This window comes from Lawsonibacter faecis, assembly GCF_014287675.1.
In the GTDB taxonomy this organism is placed as follows: Bacteria; Bacillota; Clostridia; order Oscillospirales; family Oscillospiraceae; genus Pseudoflavonifractor; species Pseudoflavonifractor faecis.
The window spans coordinates 87,216-106,939 of sequence record NZ_JACOPQ010000008.1 but is presented as its reverse complement, the minus strand read 5'-3'; the positions used below and the strand labels follow the sequence as shown (position 1 = coordinate 106,939).

The window sequence follows — 19,724 nt, the reverse complement described above, 5'->3', positions numbered from 1 at the left end:
GTGTAAAATGACTTGCAAAATAAGGGAATGGAAGTTATCGGACGCAAAAGCTGTAGCATCGGCTCTTTCCAATACAAAAATACAGGATAATCTTCGGGACGGATTACCTTACCCTTACACAGAGCAAGACGGAGTGGATTTTATTTCTGCTATGCTCTCCGCAGATGAAAACGAAACGTTTGCATTTGCTATTACGGTAGACGGAAAAGTAATTGGTAGTATTGGTGTTTTTCGTCAAGGAAACATTCACAGGCAGACTGCCGAATTGGGATATTACATTGCAGAAGAATATTGGGGCAAAGGAATTATGACTGAAGCCGTAAGACAAATCTGCATGTATGTTTTTGACAAGAGCGATATAATCCGCATTTATGCAGAACCGTTTGCATACAATGCCGCTTCCTGCCGTGTGCTTGAAAAAGCAGGGTTTCAATACGAAGGTACATTAAGAAGTAACGCTGTAAAGAACGGCGAAGTTATCGACATGAAGATGTATTCACTACTGAAAACAGAAATATAGTTTCCAGTCTACTGGGCTGATTTAGCTACGCCTTATTGGGTATAAGTCGCACTTGCTGATTTATCACCCTATAAGTAAACTACATTAAGAGAGAAGCGGCCAGAGGAACGCCACCTCTGGCCGCTTTTTATGTCCCCTAATGGATAAACTTACACCAAATTTAGGGAATTAAGCACCAGCCACAATTAACTTAAAAGGGAGAATAGTTTTTCCTGTCCAGCAGCTTGTGCTGGGCGTTTAATGCAGACGGAACCCCCGGCCGCAGGCGCTGCCAGTCACACATGGCTCTATCTTACACGCTCATGTGACGTTTTTCGATAAGGAGAATAATGATATAGGCGGCCTGAAAACAAGCCAATGCCGCCTGTGGAGGTGAAATGATGAGTCATGATATGGCTGCGATACCGAATCCCAACTGGGAGCCATATGAAGTTCAAGTCCCTCAGCTTCATAAAACTGTAGCTTCTCCTATTGATAAGCGCTCTTTGCAGGAGCTTTTATATACCGCTAAGGGACGATTTGTAATATGCGATTTTCTGATCGGCACACAGTCAGTAAAGACGATGTCTGGTTTTCTCGCTAATGTCGGACCCAGCTATTTTGTACTTCGTGACCCGTGTACCGGCGTGGAAACCACCTGTAATATTTTTTCCGTAAAGTTTATTTCGGTATATCCTGAAGGACAGCCGGAGACGCAATCATACTGTACCTATCGGCTGTACAGAACTTAGAAAAGAGACTGATCCGCCATATGATTGCGGCGGGGGAGTCTCAGTGCTTCGCCCGGCAAAGCCAGTATGGCCACGCACAGCAGGTCCGCATCTTCCTCATATCGATTTCGCCGTGTTGAGGTACTCCGCTTATACTGCTTTCTCCGCTGAGGCGTCTGAGAACTGTCTCCATCTTTTTTTCGGGCATCATTTCTCTCTTCCTGACATGACAATGCTCCCTCCATGATGACAGTTCTAAGCTTCACTGTCTCTCATGAAGGGAGCATATCATAGCGGGGGGAGTTTTCTGTCCGCGGCGGCGGGCGTCAGGCCAGCTTGGCCTTCGCCATCTCGGTGAGCTGGGTGAAGGCGGCCTTGTCGTTGACGGCCATCTCGGCCAGCATCTTGCGGTTGATCTCGATGCCGGACTTCTTCAGGCCGTTCATGAAGGTGGAGTAGTTCATGCCGTTCATCTTGCAGGCGGCGCTGATGCGGGTGATCCACAGGGAACGGAAGTCGCGCTTCTTCAGGCGGCGGCCGGTGTAGGCGTACTTGAGGGACTTCATGACCTGCTCGTTGGCCATCTTGAAGTGCTTGCTCTTGGCGCCCCAGTAGCCCTTCGCGAGCTTGAGGATTTTATTTCTTCTCTTGCGCGTCATCATCGCGCCTTTAACTCTAGCCATTGTAGATTAGCCTCCTATGTTGTGAGTGAAAGAAAGATTCTTATTTGTAAGGAATCATGCGCTTGATGGCGGGCTCGTTGGTCTTGTCGGCATAGGTGGCGCCGCGCAGGGAGCGCTTGAGCTTGGTGGTCTTGCCATGGCCGTTGAGCAGATGACGCTTCTTGGTCTGGGCGCGCTTGACCTTGCCGCTCTTGGTGAGATTAAAGCGCTTCTTGGCGCCGCTGTGAGTCTTGAGCTTCGGCATTGTAGTGTTCTCCTTTACTGTTTCATTCCGCGAAGGAATCGTTTATTTCTTGCCGTCCTTGGCGTCCTTGCTGATTTTGGAGGACAGGAAGATGGACATATGCCGTCCGTCCAGCTTGGGGTCCTTGTCAAGCGTAGCCACCTCGGCGCACTGCTCGGCAAACTTGAGCAGAAGGTCCCGGCCGATGCTGGTGTGGGCCATTTCACGGCCGCGGAAGCGGACGGTGACCTTGACCCGGTCGCCTTCGGAGAGGAACTTCTGGGCGTTGCGGAGCTTGACGTTGAAGTCGTTGACGTCGATGCCAGGAGACATACGCACTTCCTTGATTTCGACCACGTGCTGGTTCTTGCGCGCCTCCTTATCCCGCTTCTGCTGCTCGAACTTGAACTTACCGTAGTCCATGAGCTTGCATACGGGGGGATTGGCGGTGGGGGAGATCTTCACCAGGTCCAGACCCTGGTCCATGGCTTTTTCCAAAGCGTCCCGGGCGGACATGATGCCAAGCTGCTCGCCGTCCTCGGCGACCAGACGGACCTCGCGGTCCCGAATCTCCTCATTGAGCTGATGACCCTTGTTGCTGATACGAAAGCACCTCCAATTCACTTTAACCGCAAAAAAAACGGCTACCGAATCGGTACCCGCGTCCAACACGACAGAGCGCACCGCTGCCGGTGCGACCTGACTCCATGTTGACCCCTGCGCCGCTGGCGGGAGGTGAGGACGGAAGGTACCGTTCCTGCTTTATTGTGCTGTGATAGTATATCAGCATAAAACGCGGATGTCAAGCATTAATTTAAAACTGCGGGTGCGGTACGTGGGAGAAAATCCGGCGGTAACGGGCGGTTTTGTTTGACTGTTTACGCCGGACGCGATATACTTAAATCAATATGGACTTTGTTTTGACAGGGGCCGACGCGCGCTGGGAAATTTGCCGCCGTGGAAGGACGTGGGGGATATGAGCAACAGCAGACTGATTGACGCTCTGACGGAGCTGGGGGCGGACACGGAGGGCGCGCTGAGGCGCTTTATGAACAACGAGGCGTTTTACGAGCGCTTCCTCCTGAAATTCATGGACGACAAGACCTTCGACGCCATCGCCCCCGCCCTGGAGGCGGGGGACGCGGAGGGGGGCTTTATGGCCGCCCACACCCTGAAGGGGATCGCGGGGAACCTGGGGTTCACCGCCCTCTACGAAGCGGTGTGCGTGCTGGTGGAATTCCTGCGCGCCGGGGACCTGGACGGCGCCAGGGCGTCCTATGCGCCGGCGGAGGCGGCCTACCGCGCCGTGACGGCTTTGCTGGCCGGGGGCGGGAATTGATGAGCGGGAAGAGAAATGTCATTCTGATCGTGGATGACATGGAGATCAACCGCGCCATCCTCCGGGGCGTGCTGGAGGACGAGTACCACATCCTGGAGGCGGAGAACGGCGAGCAGGCCATGCTCCTGGTGGAGCAGTACCGCAGCGCCATCGCCGTCATGCTGCTGGACGTGGTGATGCCGGTGAAGAACGGCTACGAGGTGCTCAAGGAGATGAGCGCCCGGGGCTTCCTGGACCAGATCCCCGTGGTGATGGTTACGGCGGAGGGCTCCGCTGAGAGCGAGGTCCGGGCCTTCGACCTGGGGGCCTCGGATATCGTGATGAAGCCCTTTGAGCCCCACGTCATCCGGCGGCGGGTGCAGAACATCATCGAGCTCAACCTCCACAAGCTCCACCTGGAGGACCTGGTGGAGGAGCAGGCGCAGAGCCTGCGGGAGTCCAACGAGATTATTACCGACGCCCTCTCCTCCGTCATCGAGTACAGGAGCATGGAGTCGGGCCAGCACATCCTGCGCATCCGCATGTTTACCAAAATTCTGCTCCACGACGTGGCCTGCAACTGCCGGGAGTACGGTCTGGACGAGCGGAAGATCGAGAGCATCACCCGGGCCGCCGCCATGCACGACGTGGGCAAGATCGCCATCCCGGACTCCATCCTCAACAAGCCCGGACGCCTCACTGACGGGGAGTTCGAGATCATGAAGACCCACACCACCAAGGGCTGCGCCATGCTGGACGGACTCTCCCGGCTGGGGGATCAGGAGTACCTGCGCTACGCCTACAACATCTGCCGCTACCACCATGAGCGCTGGGACGGCAGGGGCTACCCGGACAAGCTCAAGGGGGACAACATCCCCATCTGCGCCCAGGTGGCGGGCATCGCCGACTGCTACGACGCGCTGACCACCGACCGGGTCTACAAGAAGGCCTACTCCCACGAGAAGGCCATGAACATGATTCTCAACGGGGAATGCGGCGCTTTCTCGCCCAAGCTGCTGGAGTGCCTGAAAAACGTGGGCGAGCAGTTTCGCGTGCTGGCCCGGGAGTACGCCGACGGCCGCTCCCCAAGCGCGGATTTCCAGCCGCGGCCGGAGGCGGAGTTCCTCCACGAGGTGGATACCGCCCAGCTCACCCAGACCAAGTACTTTACCGTGCTGCGCTACCTCAACGTGCCCGTGCTGGAGGTGGACCTGGACGCGGACATCTACCACATGGTCTACGCCCCCAACGACGACTTCGACCAGCTCCGCTCCGGCGGCAGCTTCCGCCAGTGCTTCCACGCCTTCGTCCAGAGCAGCGTCCACCCCGACGACCGCCGCCGGGTGGAGGAGACCATGGAGAACTACCTGGGCACCTTCTTTGAGGAAGGGCTGATGAAGCGCTCCCGGGAGTACCGGGTCTTCCGCCGCAGCACCGGGGACTACCACTGGTATCGGGCCACGCTCCTGCGCATCGATACCGAGGACCCCCACCGCCACCGGGCCATGATGATCTGGCGGGATATCGGCGGGGAGCTGTCCCTCCGGCGCAGCGAGGACGGAGAAAAGACGGAGCAGGGCGTGGTGGCGCTGGCCCGGAACATCCCCGGCGGCATCGTTCAGTGCCGGAACGACAGCCAGCTTACGATGGTCCGCGCCGGCGCGGGCCTCACCGCCATGTTCGGCTACAACGAGGAGGAGATCGCCCAGCGGTTCCAGAACCGCCTGCTCGCCATGCTCCACCCCGACGACCGGGCCCAGGCGGCGGCTCAGGTGCGCGAACAGCTTCAGGCGGGCAACGCCGTAGAGCTTGAGTACCGCGTCCGCCGCAAGGACGGCTCCACCGTCTGGGTTCTGGACAAGGGCCAGGTGGTGGAGGAGGACGGCGACGAATACCTCTACTGTGTGCTTGTGGACGTGACCCGGGACAAGCGCGCCCGGGAGGAGCTGCGCCTCTCCCTGGAGCGCCACCAGATTATCATGGACCAGACCGACGACATCATCTTCGAGTGGGACATGCTCACCGACCAGATCAGCTACTCCCAGAACTGGGAGAAAAAATTCGGCTATCCCCCCGCCGGGGAGCGCAGCGCCATGGGTATGGCCTCCTCCTCCCACATCTACCCCGACGACCGGCCCGCGCTGGAGGAGCTCATCGACAAGCTGGCCGCCGGCACGTCCTACGCCCAGGCGGAGTACCGCATCGCCGCCGCCGACGGGCGGTACCTCTGGTGCCGCACCCGGGCCTCGGCCCAGTACGATGAGAACGGCAGACCCATCAAGGCGGTGGGCGTGATTCTGGACGTGGACAGCGAGAAGAGCCGCACCCGCGCCCTCCAGGCCAAGGCGGAGATGGACGCCCTCACGGGCCTGTGCAACAAGGCCGCCATGCACCGCCGGGTGGAGCAGTACCTGGAGCAGCGGGAGAGCGGCGAGATCGGGGCCATGCTCATTCTGGACGTGGACAATTTTAAGCTGATCAACGACAGCTACGGCCATATGTTCGGCGACGCGGTGCTCACCCAGATCTCAGACCGCATCCGGGAGCTCTTCCGGGGCGGGGACATCATCGGCCGCATCGGCGGCGACGAGTTTATGGTCTTCCTGCCCCGGCTGCCCAACCGGGAGGTGGCGGAGAACCGGGCCGGCCTGCTGGTGGAGAGCTTCCGGGAGCTCTTCGAGGGGGAGCTGGACAAGTGCCCGCTCTCCTGCTCCATCGGCATCGCCTACGCCCCGGAGGACGGACTGTGCTATCAGGACCTGTTCCAGCGGGCGGACCGGGCGCTCTACCAGGCCAAGAGCCAGGGAAAGAACTGCTTCGTGGCCTACGACGGCAGGTGGATGGACCAGAGCTTTGAGGACCTGGCCCCGGCGGGGAGCGCGCTGGGCGCCCGCATCGACTCCGACGAGCGGGGCGCCACCAAGACTTCCGGCTTCATCCAGTATGTCTTCCAGATATTATACAGGGCGGGCAATGTGGAGGAGGCGGTGGAGTCCATCCTGGAGATGGCGGGCCGTCAGTTCGACGTGAGCCGGGCCTACATCTTTGAAAACGACGGGGAGAACCGGCACAGCACCAATACCTTTGAGTGGTGCAATACGGGGATTGAGCCCCAGATCGACAAGCTCCAGAGCGTGAGCTTTGAGGACCTGGGCGGCGGATACATGGAGAATTTCAACGAGAACGGTATCTTTTACTGTCCCGACATCTCCGAGCTGCCCCAGGCGCAGCAGGACATACTGGTCCCCCAGGGAATCAAATCCATGCTCCAGTGCGCCATCCGGGACAACGGGCGGTTCCGGGGCTGGGTGGGGTTCGACGAGAACGGCGAAAACCGCCTCTGGACCAAGGACCAGATTGACGCGCTGACCTTCGTGGCCGAGCTGCTGTCCGTCTTCCTGCTGAAGATGCGGGCCCAGGAGAAGACCGAGACCGCCGCCCAAGGTCTGCTGATGGCGCTGGACAACCAGAACTCCTGGATTTACGTCGTCGACCCGGATACCTACGAGATGCTCTTCATCAACGCCAAAACCCGGGCCATCGCGCCGGAGGCCGAGGTGGGGATGTGCTGCTACAGGGCGTTCTTCGGCCGCAGCGGGCCCTGCGAGCAGTGCCCGGCCCGCAATATCCGCACGTCGGTGAACCGCACCATGGAGATCTACAACCGGATTCTTAACGTCTGGTCCTCCGCCGACGCGGCGCTGATCCGCTGGGAGGGCCGGGAGGCCTGCCTGCTGACCTGCCACGATATTACCTGCTACAAGAAAAGCCGGCTGGAGGAGTGCCCCCCCGGGGGGCGGGGCGGGGGGCCGCGCCCCCGGTTTTTGGATTGGGCTTTCCGGGTTTGTGCAATTCGTGCAAATCCCTCTTCCATTCAGAAGGGATTTGTGTCATAATGGTGGCAATAGAGCGGAGGGGCGGCCGCCCCTTCTGATTCGGGAGGTAACACATGAGACGACTGCTGAAACGGGGCGCCGCGCTCCTGCTGGCCTGCCTGCTGCTGATGGGCGCGCTGGCCCTGGGAGCGAGCGCCGCGGAGATTCCGGGCGCAGGCAAGACCGCGACCATCCTCTTTACCCACGATATGCACTCCCATCTGCTGCCCGCCCCCAGGGAGGGCGGCGGCGAGTACGGCGGCTTCGCCCGCCTGATGACCGCCCTCACCGGGGAGCGGGACGCCGCCAGGGCCGCCGGCATCCCCTCCATCACCATCGACGGCGGCGACTTCGCCATGGGCTCCCTCTTTCAGACGGTCTACACCTCCGAGGCCACCGAGCTGCGCAGCCTGGGGGCCATGGGCTTCGATGTGACCACCTTCGGCAACCACGAGTACGAGTACCGTGCCGAGGGCATCGCCCTGATGCTGGAGGCGGCGCTCAGAAGCGGCGACCCCCTGCCCAGGATTGTCCAGGCCAACTATCTGCCCCCCAGGGAGGGGGAGGAGGGCTACGACGAGGCCTCCGCCGCCGTGTGGAGGGCGCTGGACGACTACGGCGTCACCGACTACACCATGGTGGAGAAGGACGGCGTCCGCTTCGCGGTGTTCGGCGTGCTGGGCCAGGACGCCGACGACTGCGCGCCCATGTCCGGCATGGTGCTGGAGCCCATCGCCCAGGCCGCCCAGCGGGTGGTGGACGAGATCAAGGCCAACGAGGACTACGACTTCATCCTCTGCTGCTCCCACTCGGGCACCAATCCCGACCCCAAGAAGTCGGAGGACGAGCAGCTGGCGAAGGCGGTGGACGGCATCGACTTCATCGTCTCCGGGCACACCCACTCCACCCTGGAGGAGCCCAAAATTGTCAATAACACCGTCATCGGCTGCGTGGGCGAGTACTGCGCCAACCTGGGCAAGGTGACCATCCAAAAGGACGGGAAGGGCAATAACACCGTCCTGGACTACCAGCTCATCCCCATTGATGAGAATGTGAAAGAGGACCCCGCGATGGCAAAGACCGTGGCGGGGTACAAGCAGCTTGTGGAGTCCGAGTACCTCTCCCAGTTCGGCATGACCTATGACCAGGTCCTGGCCCACACCTCCTTTGACTTCACGCCCCTCTCCCAATTCGCCCGGGAGCAGGAGGAGGACAGTCTGGGCAACCTCATCACCGACGCCTACATCTACGCCGTGAAGCAGGTGGAGGGGACAAGCGGCACCCCGATTACCGCCGCCTTCGTCAACTCCGGCGTCATCCGGGCCACCTTCTCCAAGGGGGACATCACCGTCTCCAACGCCTTCGACGTTAGCTCCATCGGCTCCGGGGCGGACGGCACCCCCGGCTATCCCCTCATCGACGTGTGGCTCACCGGCAGGGAGATCAAAAACGTCCTGGAGGTGGACCCCTCGGTGGGCCCCATCTTCTCCGGCGCGCAGCTCTACGCCTCCGGCGTGAGCTACCAGTTCAATATGAACCGCATGATCTTCAACCGCATGACCGACCCCTCCCTTATGGCCTCCGACGGCACCAAGACGCCCCTGGACGACAACAAGCTCTACCGCATCGTCACCAACCTCTACTCCAGCCAGATGCTGGGTCTGGTGACGGAGAAGTCCTTCGGCATCCTGAAGGTCACGCCCAAGGACGCCCAGGGCAACCCCATCACCGACTATGAGGCCCACATCATCCACCTGGACAACGGCTCCGAGCTGAAGGAGTGGTACGCCCTGGCCACCTATCTGGCCTCCTTCCCGTCGGAGGGCGGCGTGCCCCAGGTCCCCGCCCGGTATGCCGGCCCCGAGGGACGGAAGGTGAGCGTGGAGAGCTGGAGCCCCGTGGCCCTGCTCCGGCAGCCCAACTGGGTCACGCTGCTGGTGCTGGCGGTGGCGGTGTTCCTGATCGCCCTGGTGGTTTTCATCGTCTACCGGGTGGCCACCCGCAAGCGCCGCCGGCTCAGAAGGAGCCAGCGCCAGGGCGGGCGGAGCTACCGCAGCTACCGTGGAAAATAGGAACCGCCCGGAGCGGGCCGCCCCGTCAGGGCGGCCCGCTCCCTTTTTCTCCCGCCCGGGCGGGTGCGAAGGAAGGGGGGAAAAGGAGATGAAAATCATAGCGCCAGGGGCGCAAAGGTGGTAAAATAAAACCGAGGAAGGGAAGGCGGAGACAGGCTGCGCGCGGAAGGGAGTGCTTGCGATGCGGAAGAAGAAGACAGGCCGGACGTTCAGGGTGTTCGATCGCGTGACGCTGCGGGGGCAGGGGAGCGTCAACTGCCGCCCCGTGGAGTCGCCGGAGGGCATTGTGGTGGCAGTCAACGAAAACGCGATGTACCGCGTGCGCCTCAGGGACGGAAAGACGGGCTGGTACTCCGCGGAGGAGCTGGAGCGCCGGGAGGACGGGCCGGAATAGCCCGGGCCGGAGGACCGGATGAGAAAAGGGGTCGGCATTTATGCTGCCGCCCCCTTTTCCGTCCGTCCGCAATTGGATTGACAGCGGAAAGGGGTTTGTAGTATGCTGGGTGCAAAGGGAGGCGTGACGGCCATGTGCATCATCCGTACGCTGGAAATGCGAAGGAAGTTCGGCTCCGCACAGCTGGACAATCGGTGAGACACTGCGCGGAGCGAAATCGGGCAGAGCGTCTGCCCGCCCTCATCGGAGGCATATGGCGCCGGACGGACATGGAATCCCATGCCCCGGCCTGTTGCTGCCTCCGGGAGGGATGGAAGCCGCGGATGGCGCCTCGTCCGCGGCTTTTTTCTGTGCCTTTTGGGCAAAGGAATTACAAACATCAGGAGTGTTTTCAGATATGAGAGAGAACAAATACGACGACGAGCGATTTTTTGAGGCCTACAGCCGCTTCCCCCGCTCCATGGAGGGCCTCCGGGCCGCCGGCGAGTGGCACGAGCTGGAGCGGCTGCTCCCCGACTTCCGGGGCAGGCGGGTGCTGGATTTGGGCTGCGGCTTCGGCTGGCACTGCAGGTACGCCGCCGAGCACGGCGCGTCCCGGGTGGTGGGCGCCGACATCTCCGCAAAAATGCTGGAGGGCGCCCGCGCGCGCAACGGCGGAGCGAACATTTTCTACGAACAGACAGCCATGGAGGACATCGGCTACCCCCCGGAGTCCTTCGACATCGTGTTAAGTAGTTTAGCTTTTCACTATGTGGAGGACTTCCCCGCGGTGTGCGGCAAGGTTTTCGACTGCCTCGCCCCCAGCGGGGACTTCGTTTTCTCCTGCGAGCATCCGGTCTTCACCGCCGAGGGCAGCCAGGACTGGTACTGCGACAGTAAAGGAGAAATACTTCACTGGCCTGTGGACCACTACTTCATGGAGGGGGCGCGCACGGCCCACTTCCTGGGCTGCGACGTGACCAAATACCACAAAACCGTCACCACCTACGTGAACACCCTGCTGAAGGCCGGCTTCGTCCTCACCGGGCTGGTGGAGCCCCGGCCCGACCCGCGGCTGATGGACGTGCCGGGCATGGCGGACGAGCTGCGCCGGCCCATGATGCTGCTGGTCTCGGCAAAGAAGCCGGACCGAATTTGAGAGGGGGCGTACCGTGGAAGAGCGGCCGGAGCTCAGCACCCGTCTGACAAGCGGCGTATTTCGCAGCTATTACTATCTGAAAGAGGAGCTGACGGCCTTCTGCCGGGCCAGCGGGCTGCGGGCCACGGGCGGAAAGGCGGAGCTGACCGAGCGTATCGCCTGGTTTCTGGACCACGGCGAGGCCCCGGAGGAGCCGGCGCCCGCCAGACACGGGCGTTGCCCGGCGGCGGCGGGGGAGCTGACGCCCGAGCGGCGCATCGAGCCGGATTTCGTCTGTTCCGAGGTCCACCGGGCGTTCTTCCGGGCGCAGCTCGGCAGGGGCTTCTCCTTCAACGTGGCCTTCCAGAAGTGGCTGAAGGCCAATGCCGGCAGGACCTACGGGGAGGCTGTGGAGGCCTACCGCCGGATTCAGGAGGAGAAGAAGCGGGACAAGACGGCAATCGGCCGCCAATTTGAATACAACGCCTATATCCGGGCCTTTTTTGAGGCCAACCCCGGAAGGCCGCTGGACGAGGCGATCCGCTGCTGGAGGCGCAAGAAGAGCCTGCCGGGGCACAACCGCTATGAGGACGCGGATTTGGCGGCTCTGGAGTAGGGCTCTCGAACAAGTCCGGCCGGACTTGTTCGAGAGAAAGCCGCACGGCGGATATTCACCTTATTCCGTCGTCCGTGGACGGCGCGGCTCTGGGGGGCGTTCTCTGCGGAGGGGCTTTCAAAAGGTACAAAAAGTGCGGCGGACTATTGTCCGCCGCACTTTTTACCGGGAAATTCAGCTCTTGGATTTGGGCTTGAAGATCAGCGCCACCAAATAGCCGAAGAAGATGGCCGCCGCAATGCCGCCCGCCGCGGCGGTGATGCCGCCGGTGAGCGCGCCCAGAATACCCTGCTCCCGGACGGCCTTCTCCACACCCTTGGCGAGGAGGTAGCCGAAGCCGGTGAGGGGCACGGTGGCCCCCGCCCCGCCGAACTCCACCACGTATTTGTAGACGCCCAGGCCGCCCAGCACCACGCCGGACACCACGTAAATCACCAGGATTTTGGCCGGGGTGAGGGGGGTCTTGTCGATCAATACCTGCCCGATCAGACAGAGAATGCCGCCGCAGAGGAATGCGCGGGCATATTCCCAGAAAATTTCCATAAACAGACTCCTTTGTTGGGTGAACCGAAACAGTTCCTTTATTTTTTTGTCTCCACGGCCACCGCGTGGCAGATGCAGGGGATGCTCTCCCCCTGCTGGGTGGAGGTGGGGGAGAGGAGGGCCCCGGTGCCGCAGAAGAGAATTTTATTCCACCTGCCCGCACGCATCCCGTTGAGCAGATAGCCGTTGAGCACCACGGCGCTGCAGCCGCAGCCCGAGCCGCCGCAGTGGACGTCCTGGTTCTCCAGGTCGTAGACCAGGGTGCCGCAGTCGTCGAAGTTGGCCAGGTCCATGCCGTCCCTGTGGAAGAAGTCCAGCACAATCTCCTTGCCCAGCCTGCCCAGGTCGCCGGTGACGATGAGGTCGTAGTAGGAGGGCTTGCGGTTGAGGTCCTCAAGGTGGGCCTTAATCGTTTGGTATGCCGCCGGCGCCATAGCTCCGCCCATGTTGTTGGCGTCCTTGATGCCCTTGTCCACAATTTTGCCGGTGGTGACGTGGGTCACGTAGGGGCCGTCCCCCTCCCGGGCCAGTACGGTCGCGCCGGCGCCGGTGACGGTCCACTGGGCGGTGGGGGTGCGCTGGCCGCCGTACTCCAGAGGGGTGCGGTACTGCCGCTCGGCGGAGCAGAAGTGGGAGGAGGTGACGGCCGCCGCCCACTCGCCGAAGCCGCCGTCCAGCATCATGGCCGCCAGGGAGAGAGACTCCGCCATGTTGGAGCAGGCCCCGTAGATGCCGTAGAAGGGGATGTCCTGCCCCCGGACGGCGAAGCCGGTGCCGATGCACTGGTTCAAAAGGTCGCCGCCGAAGAGGTAGTCCATGGTGCTGGCCGCCTGCTTGGCCTTGTCCAGCGCGGCGGTCAGGGCCATCTTCTGCATGGCGCTCTCGGCCTTTTCCCAGCTGGCCTCGCCGAAGGTGTCGTCCTGCTCGATGAGATCGAAGCTGCCGGCCAGGGGGCCGTCGCCCTCCTTCTTGCCCACCACACAGGCGTGGCCGGCGATGGAGGGGGGATTGGCAAAGGCGACGGTCTGTTTGCCTTTCTTTTTTGTGGTCATAATAACCTCCGTGTCCGTGCGCGAAACGGCGCTTGTAATTTTCGGTGAAAGATATCTAAAAATGGAATCGTCCCTTAGTTTGAACAAATTCGGCGGAAATATGAGCGCGCTTTTTGTGGGCCGTCAGGCTGGTCAAAATGAGACATTTGAGGTATAATAAAGCACAGAAATTCAGAAAGTGAAACGTGAAAAATGAAAAAGCGGCTGGACGTGCTGCCGGCGGGACGCTTTGAGAGGCCGGCGGGCCGCCGGGCAGGGCACGCTTTTTCACTTTTCACGTTTCATTTTCCGCTCAGGAGAGGTATTTATGGTAGAAGAATCAAAACGTACCCTCGCCTATATCTGCCCGTCCTGCCGTCAGGCGGTCATCGCCGAGCGCAGCGTGTTCCAGCTGGCGGCCTCCGCCAACGCCATCCCCTGCCCCTGCGGCAAATCCGCCCTCCGGGTGGAGATGATGGGCGACCGGGTGAAGCTCACCGTGCCCTGCCTGTTCTGCGAGAGCGACCACACCGTGGCCTGTTCCTCCAAGGCGTTTCTCCACGAGAAGACGCTGGCCTTCGCCTGCGCGGCCTCCGGCCTGGACTGCTGCTACGCGGGCGAGGAGGCCCCGGTCTTCGCCGCCATGAAGCGGCTGGAGGAGGCGGTGGACAAGCTGGAGCGGGACGCGGGGGAGAAGGGGGCCTTTCTGGACGAGCTCGTCATGCACGAGGTTCTCTCCGAACTGAAGGAAATCGCCCAGCGGGACGGAATTTCCTGCGCCTGCGGGTCCCGGAAGTGGAAGCTCCAGGTGAACTACAGCTCCATCGACCTCTTCTGCGCCGACTGCGGCGCGGCCATGCGCATCCCCGCCGCCACCGCGTCGGACATCGACGATATCTGCTGCAGGAACACGATGGTCATTCACGGCAAATAGGCCGTGAGAAAGACTCAGCCGCGCCGTGCGGCGGCGGGAAAAGGACTGATAATTTGAGCGTCTTTTACGAAAATACCTACCTTGTGGACTCGCGGGACGTGGACCCCTCCAACCACTGCCGTCCGTCCGCCGTGCTGGGAATTCTGCAGGAGGCGGCCACCTCCGCGGCGGTGGCGCTCCACGTCTCCCGGGCGGAGATGATCGAGCGCTACAACGTCTTCTGGATGCTGGCCCGGATCTGGTACGCCCTGGACCGGCCCCTCCGCTGGAGCGAGAAGGTGGAGGTGCGCACCTGGCACCGGGGCGGCCGGGGCGCGGCCATGTACCGGGATTTCGACCTCAGGGTGGACGGCGTTCGCGTGGGCGAGGCGGTCTCCACCTGGGTCCTGGCGGATATGGACACCCGCAAGCTCTTCCGCCTGTCGGGCGTGGCGCAGTTCGAGGGCACCGACGGCGGGGAACTGTGTAAAGATAAGCTGCTTCATAAGCCCAAGCTGCCCGAGGGGCTGGCGCTTGCCGAGACCGAGCGGCGGCTTATGCGCTACAGCGACTGCGACATCAACGGCCACGTCAACAACGCCCGGTACGCCGACTTCGCCTGCGACGCGCTGCACCTGGAGAACCTGGGCCGGGAGGCGTTTGTCTCCCAGCTCCAGCTGGGCTATCTGGCCGAGTGCCGCCCCGGGGAGCGCATCGCGCTGTCCACCGCCGGGCGGGACGGCTGCCGCTATGTCCGCGGCGTGGGGGAGGAGGGGAAGGCCCGCTTCGACGCGGCCCTCACGGTGTCTGGCTGGGACGGACAGAAATAGGGCTTGACAAGCATGAGCCATCGTAATAGAATAGGAAAAATTTATTTTTACGCCGAAAACCCCACCGGCCGCTGAGCGGGTCCGGCGCTCCCGCCGGGAGCGCCGGACAGGCGGGGTGGACGCAATAGAAAGATAGGAGATGCGATATGGTCAATACCGACGCCGCCAGCAAGTTCAAGGGCCAGGGCCTCACCTTTGACGACGTGCTACTGGTTCCGGCGGAGAGCGACGTGCTCCCCGCGGACATCGACCTGCACACCCAGCTCACCAGGAAAATCCGCCTGAACATCCCCCTCATGAGCGCCGCCATGGACACCGTCACCGAGTACCGCATGGCCATCGCCATCGCCCGTGAGGGCGGCATCGGCATCATCCACAAGAATATGTCCATCGGCGCCCAGGCCGAGCAGGTGGACATGGTCAAGCGCAGCGAGAATGGCGTCATCACCAACCCCTTCTGGCTGGCCCCCGGCCACACCCTGGCCGAGGCCGACGAGCTGATGGCCAAATACCGCATCTCCGGCGTACCCATCTGCGACAACGGCAAGCTCATCGGCATCATCACCAACCGGGATATGAAGTTCGAGGTGGACATGTCCCAGCTCATCGACAATGTGATGACCAAGGACCATCTGGTCACCGCCAAGGAGGGCACCACCCTGGAGGAGGCCAAGGAGATTCTCCGCCGCCACAAGATTGAGAAGCTCCCCATCGTGGACGACGAGTTCCGCCTCAAGGGCCTCATCACCATCAAAGACATTGAGAAGGCCACCGTGTACCCCAACTCCGCCCGCGACGGCAAGGGGCGCCTGCTGGTGGGCGCCGCCATCGGCGTGACCAGCGACGTGCTGGACCGGGTGGCCGCCCTGGTGGAGGCGGGGGCCGACGTGCTGGCCCTGGACAGCGCCCACGGCCACAGCCACAACATCATTGAGTGCGTCAAGCGCATCAAGGCCCTCTACCCCGACGTGCAGCTCATCGCCGGGAACGTCGCCACCGCCGAGGGCACCCGCGCCCTCATCGAGGCGGGCGCGGACTGCGTGAAGATCGGCATCGGCCCCGGCTCCATCTGCACCACCCGCGTGGTGGCCGGCATCGGCGTGCCCCAGATCACCGCCGTCTACGACGCGTGCTGCGTGGCCGCGGAGTACGGCATCCCCATCATCGCCGACGGCGGCGTGAAGTACTCCGGCGACATCGCCAAGGCCATCGCCGCCGGCGCGTCCGTGGTCATGCTGGGAAGCCTCTTGGCCGGATGCGAGGAGTCCCCCGGGGATACCGAGGTCTACCAGGGCCGACAGTTCAAGGTCTACCGCGGCATGGGCAGCCTGGGCGCCATGGCCAAGGGCTCCAAGGACCGCTACTTCCAGGAGAACAACAAGAAGCTGGTCCCCGAGGGCGTGGAGGGCCGCGTGCCCTACAAGGGCGCCACCTCCGACACGATCTATCAGATGATGGGCGGCCTGCGGGCCGGCATGGGCTACTGCGGCTGCCCGGACATCGAGTCCCTCCAGCAAAAGGCCCAGTTCCTTCAGATCACCTCCGCGGGCCTGCGTGAGAGCCATCCCCACGATGTGTACATCACCAAGGAGGCCCCCAACTACACCATCAGCGCGCAGTAAGGCCTGCCGCCCGCCTGTTCCCGTCACCAATAAAATAGACCTATTGACACCAATTTTGTCACCCTCTCAGAGGGCCCGAGGTACATTCACTTGTACCTCGGGCCCTTTTTTGTTTCTCACAGAAAGACAATACCACCGCGGATAGTGGTGTCATTTGATTTATCATAAGGAGAAACCCAAATGTATGTATTAGTAAGCTACCAGGCTGGCGCCCTCAAGGTAGACCAGCATCCTGAATACCTCCAGGCGAAGGAACAGATGGACAGCGAGTACAAGGCTGTCCTGGGCGATGAGATGGACGGCATGAAGCCCACCATGAACGAATGCACCGAGTTTGACGCCGAGATAGATTTCGAGGGGACCGGCCACTGGGTCTGGCACATCGAGGAGCTGGATTGACCGCCGCAGGCCCCCTTTCCCGGCCGCAAAGGGGGCCTAAGTCCCAACCGTGGCGCCTAACAGAGGCTGACAGATACGATAATGGAGGGTCCTGAATGAAAGAGTTCACGCTATCGACTGCCCGCACGTTTGAAGATGTGTGGCAGGAGACAGAAATATGCCCAGCCTTCCTGGGCACGTCTCCGCGTCCGGTGAAAGAAGTAGGGTACTGCCGAGCCGACCACGACGGCCACCACTGGTACCATGACTATTTCCCGGTCCATCCGGAGTACATGACCGATGCCATCAAGGAGGAGTTTGAGCGGCTGGCCGCGGACATCCTGGAGACGGAGCCGGTGGTCCAGGGCATCCCCGGCATACTGAAATTCTGTGCCGATTACCCCGAATCAGTCCAGAAGGACGGCGCCCGGAACCGCTACAACTTCTACCTGGAGGGGGAAGCGGCCAACTACTGGGTCACCTTCCTCGACTTGCCCAAGGACTACAACTTCTACCTCCATATCTACGTCAAATGACCTGCCATAGCGCCGCAGGAAGCCCTTCCCGCTGCTCTGAGGACCCAAGCACCAACCGTAGCGCAAAGCGCCTCCTGAGCCGCCCCAGAGCCCGTCAGGGCACCTTTTGAGTACATAAACAGGAGAGGGGTGCCCTGAGCGAAATAGCAAGCATTCTTTTCCACGTCCTATAAAGGTTTTACCATAACGCGTGGTAGGGGAGGGGCTTTTCGCATGGATTAGGTTCTTAGTTCCGAAGTGAGAGCACCAGAACCCCAAATACCTAAAGCTGAAAGGAAGAGATGATGGGACACCAAGAAAGTCTTTTGTTCTGTGACGGGAAAGAACAGCTGACAAAGCTGTGTACGCTGCTCAACAGAGCCGCCAAAGATGATTCTAAAGAGGGCTTTGACTATATTGGGCTTAATGTATATGAGGTAGGCTGCTTAAAGAAGATAGTCGTGATAAGCGAACCGCTCTGCGAAGAGAAGCAAACGTGGCTGGCTGGAAGCTGTTTTGTTTGGTGGGGCGGTGAGCGGGCCCCGCAGTCAAATGATTGGCTGTGGGACTATATGGAAAAACATTTTGAGCAGGGATACTGTACCTGCTGGTGTGTTTTTGCGGAGTATATTCCTCCCGTAAGGGAGAACAAGATGCTGGCCGGAATAGAAGAGGGACGCCCGGGCGAAATCCAGGAAAACAAGTGGATACGGACCTTCCATCCGGGCAAGGACGGCCAAATCGACCTGAGCCTCATAGAGAAGCTATAACTGCCGTGATGCTCCACAGCCGCTTTCCCGGCAGGCTGTCCCGTGGGTCTAATGCCACCCTATGCGCCTGTTGAGGCTGCCCTAGGCGTGCAAACAGGGGAGGGGGATCCGGCGGTGCGGTAAAGCCCCTTTCTGACGTGCGATACGATGGCCTTAGCGCGGCGATACGGCGGGCCTGCCCCCTTGCATAGTGCTCTGAAGATTCGATTTGTCCGCGTGACAAGGACAACCCCTCGGGCCCGAGGAGAGGGGGACAAGATTGGTGTCAATTATACCGTTTTCCTGGTGACGTGGACACCGCCCGCGGCGCTCTTTTGCGCGGGCGGGCTGTGGAGAGAAAAAGATTTGGGGGCCAGACCAATATCGTGGAAGTGAAGCGTTTCCCGTTCACCAGTCATTCAGAATTGGGCCGGCTCTCAAACCGCCTGCCCGTCCTCGACAAAGGTTCCTCTTGATTTTTGCGCCGGGATAGGTTACAATGTGGTAACAAAAAGTTTCCAAGCGGATACAACGAGAAGGAGTGACCCGATGAAGAAGCGTATCTCCTGCGCCGTCCTCTGCCTGGCACTGCTGATGGGCCTTACGGTCCACGCCGCCGCCGAGGAGGCGAACGTTACCGCCGACGTCATCATCGACGGCGTACCAATGACAAATTTTAAAGCCGTCCTCTACGGCGGCACCACCTATACCTCCCTCTACGGCGTGACCCTGGCCCTCCGCCCCGACGCGGTCGTCACGTGGGAGGACAACCAGCTTGTGGCCCGGGCTGAGGACTTCACCATGTCCGCCCGGATCGGCCAGAACTACATGGTGGTAAACGGCCGCTATCTCTACGTCCCCGACGGGGTGAAATGCGACGAGACCGGGGACACCCTGGTGCCCGCCCGCACCCTGGCCCGCGCCCTGGGCGCGGAGATCGGCTGGGACAAGGGCGTGACCTACGCCACCTCCGGCGCGCCCCTCTCCTCCGGAGACGAGTACTACGACGCCGGGAACCTGGACCTCCTCGCCCGCGTCATCGGCCACGAGAGCGGCAACCAGCCCCTGCTGGGCAAAATCGCCGTGGGCAACGTCATCCTCAACCGGGTGGCCAGCCCCTCCTTCCCCGATACGGTGTACGAGGTCGTCTACCAGAAGGGCCAGTTCCCCGGCGCGACTGACTGCACGCCCAACGCGGAGTCGGTCATCGCCGCCAAGCTCTGCCTGGACGGGGCCAACGCGGTCCCCGGCGCATACTGGTTCAACGGCGCGGATGAGCCCTGCTGGGCCTCCCGCAACAAGGCCACCGTCGCCGTCATCGGCGGCCACGCATTTTACGGTTAACAGACATGAAAAAAGCAGGCGTCCCGCCGGGACGCCTGCTTTTTTACCGGGCTTACCGATCCGGCACGTAGAAGCCCATGCCGTCGTCCTGGAAGACCGGCGCGGCGCCGGGCCGGGCGGCAAAGTAGTCCTCAATCGCGGCCTTAACGGCTTCGCCGGGCTCATCCAGGGTAAAGTACTGGCTGCCGCAGGTATTGTGGAAATGGACGGCAATACCCTTTTCCGCCATGGCGGCCTTGAGGGCGGAGACCTCGCTCAGTGTCAGAAGCAT

20 protein-coding genes are annotated in these 19,724 nt (G+C 61.4%); 14 read left to right on the top strand and 6 right to left on the bottom strand.

Going from position 1 to position 19,724, the window contains the following annotated elements; all coding sequences use genetic code 11:
- Positions 1-7: 7 nt before the first annotated feature.
- Positions 8-520, top strand: coding sequence for a GNAT family N-acetyltransferase (locus tag H8S62_RS11320; RefSeq protein WP_186919401.1), 513 nt, complete (start codon positions 8-10; stop codon positions 518-520).
- A gap of 1,036 nt (positions 521-1,556) precedes the next feature.
- On the opposite strand, the gene rplT is transcribed toward H8S62_RS11320, so the two are convergent.
- The 3 genes from rplT to infC are packed head-to-tail and all read right to left on the bottom strand — an operon-like array spanning position 1,557 to position 2,760.
- A complete protein-coding gene (rplT, locus tag H8S62_RS11315; RefSeq protein ID WP_155149663.1) occupies positions 1,557-1,913 on the bottom strand; it encodes a 50S ribosomal protein L20 in 357 nt (118 codons plus the stop codon).
- 40 nt (positions 1,914-1,953) lie between these two features.
- The gene (gene rpmI / locus H8S62_RS11310) at positions 1,954-2,157 is read right to left on the bottom strand and encodes a 50S ribosomal protein L35 (RefSeq protein WP_155149661.1); all 204 of its coding nucleotides are present in this window, start codon (positions 2,155-2,157) and stop codon (positions 1,954-1,956) included.
- A 42-nt stretch (positions 2,158-2,199) separates the two neighbouring features.
- Positions 2,200-2,760 carry a translation initiation factor IF-3 gene (gene infC / locus H8S62_RS11305; protein WP_173023869.1) on the bottom strand — a complete coding sequence of 187 codons (561 nt, stop codon included), beginning with the start codon at positions 2,758-2,760 and terminating at the stop codon, positions 2,200-2,202.
- Positions 2,761-3,112: 352 nt separating this feature from the next.
- Here infC and H8S62_RS11300 point away from each other — a divergent pair, with 352 nt between their 5' ends.
- The 6 genes from H8S62_RS11300 to H8S62_RS11275 all read left to right on the top strand — a co-directional run bounded on the left by H8S62_RS11300 (position 3,113) and on the right by H8S62_RS11275 (position 11,528).
- A complete protein-coding gene (locus H8S62_RS11300; RefSeq protein WP_155149659.1) occupies positions 3,113-3,475 on the top strand; it encodes an Hpt domain-containing protein in 363 nt (120 codons plus the stop codon).
- Positions 3,475-7,350: a PAS domain-containing protein gene (locus H8S62_RS11295; RefSeq protein ID WP_186919399.1), complete on the top strand. Its 3,876-nt coding sequence runs from the start codon at positions 3,475-3,477 to the stop codon at positions 7,348-7,350. The genes H8S62_RS11300 and H8S62_RS11295 overlap by 1 nt, the downstream gene beginning before the upstream one ends.
- A gap of 53 nt (positions 7,351-7,403) precedes the next feature.
- On the top strand, positions 7,404-9,401 hold the full coding sequence (locus H8S62_RS11290; protein WP_186919397.1) for a bifunctional metallophosphatase/5'-nucleotidase: 1,998 nt from the start codon (positions 7,404-7,406) through the stop codon (positions 9,399-9,401).
- Between the two features lie 181 nt (positions 9,402-9,582).
- Positions 9,583-9,795 (top strand): hypothetical protein, encoded by a 213-nt coding sequence (locus H8S62_RS11285; RefSeq protein ID WP_155149652.1) that lies wholly within the window; start codon positions 9,583-9,585, stop codon positions 9,793-9,795.
- Positions 9,796-10,192: 397 nt separating this feature from the next.
- Positions 10,193-10,933, top strand: a complete 741-nt coding sequence (locus H8S62_RS11280; protein ID WP_186919396.1) for a class I SAM-dependent methyltransferase — start codon at positions 10,193-10,195, stop codon at positions 10,931-10,933.
- Positions 10,934-10,946: 13 nt separating this feature from the next.
- Complete coding sequence (locus tag H8S62_RS11275; protein ID WP_186919394.1) at positions 10,947-11,528, top strand: DUF6434 domain-containing protein; 582 nt, start codon at positions 10,947-10,949, stop codon at positions 11,526-11,528.
- Between the two features lie 174 nt (positions 11,529-11,702).
- Here H8S62_RS11275 and spoVAE read toward each other — a convergent pair whose 3' ends face one another.
- Both spoVAE and spoVAD read right to left on the bottom strand, forming a co-directional pair.
- The gene (gene spoVAE, locus H8S62_RS11270) at positions 11,703-12,071 is read right to left on the bottom strand and encodes a stage V sporulation protein AE (RefSeq protein ID WP_155149648.1); all 369 of its coding nucleotides are present in this window, start codon (positions 12,069-12,071) and stop codon (positions 11,703-11,705) included.
- A gap of 38 nt (positions 12,072-12,109) precedes the next feature.
- Entirely contained in the window at positions 12,110-13,123 is a 1,014-nt protein-coding gene (gene spoVAD / locus H8S62_RS11265) for a stage V sporulation protein AD (protein ID WP_155149646.1), read from the bottom strand.
- 307 nt (positions 13,124-13,430) lie between these two features.
- Here spoVAD and H8S62_RS11260 point away from each other — a divergent pair, with 307 nt between their 5' ends.
- From H8S62_RS11260 to H8S62_RS11230, 7 genes are all read left to right on the top strand, one after another.
- Complete coding sequence (locus tag H8S62_RS11260; RefSeq protein WP_155149644.1) at positions 13,431-14,036, top strand: hypothetical protein; 606 nt, start codon at positions 13,431-13,433, stop codon at positions 14,034-14,036.
- Between the two features lie 53 nt (positions 14,037-14,089).
- Positions 14,090-14,845, top strand: a complete 756-nt coding sequence (locus H8S62_RS11255) for an acyl-[acyl-carrier-protein] thioesterase (RefSeq protein ID WP_207723510.1) — start codon at positions 14,090-14,092, stop codon at positions 14,843-14,845.
- 146 nt (positions 14,846-14,991) lie between these two features.
- Positions 14,992-16,467 (top strand): IMP dehydrogenase, encoded by a 1,476-nt coding sequence (guaB, locus tag H8S62_RS11250; RefSeq protein WP_155149640.1) that lies wholly within the window; start codon positions 14,992-14,994, stop codon positions 16,465-16,467.
- Positions 16,468-16,647: 180 nt separating this feature from the next.
- Positions 16,648-16,866, top strand: coding sequence for a hypothetical protein (locus tag H8S62_RS11245; RefSeq protein WP_186919392.1), 219 nt, complete (start codon positions 16,648-16,650; stop codon positions 16,864-16,866).
- Positions 16,867-16,961: 95 nt separating this feature from the next.
- Positions 16,962-17,381: a hypothetical protein gene (locus H8S62_RS11240; protein WP_186919391.1), complete on the top strand. Its 420-nt coding sequence runs from the start codon at positions 16,962-16,964 to the stop codon at positions 17,379-17,381.
- 284 nt (positions 17,382-17,665) lie between these two features.
- Complete coding sequence (locus H8S62_RS11235) at positions 17,666-18,130, top strand: hypothetical protein (protein WP_186919389.1); 465 nt, start codon at positions 17,666-17,668, stop codon at positions 18,128-18,130.
- A gap of 528 nt (positions 18,131-18,658) precedes the next feature.
- Positions 18,659-19,453, top strand: coding sequence for a cell wall hydrolase (locus tag H8S62_RS11230; protein WP_155149638.1), 795 nt, complete (start codon positions 18,659-18,661; stop codon positions 19,451-19,453).
- Positions 19,454-19,505: 52 nt separating this feature from the next.
- Here H8S62_RS11230 and H8S62_RS11225 read toward each other — a convergent pair whose 3' ends face one another.
- On the bottom strand, positions 19,506-19,724 hold the full coding sequence (locus H8S62_RS11225) for an RDAC family protein (RefSeq protein WP_186919387.1): 219 nt from the start codon (positions 19,722-19,724) through the stop codon (positions 19,506-19,508).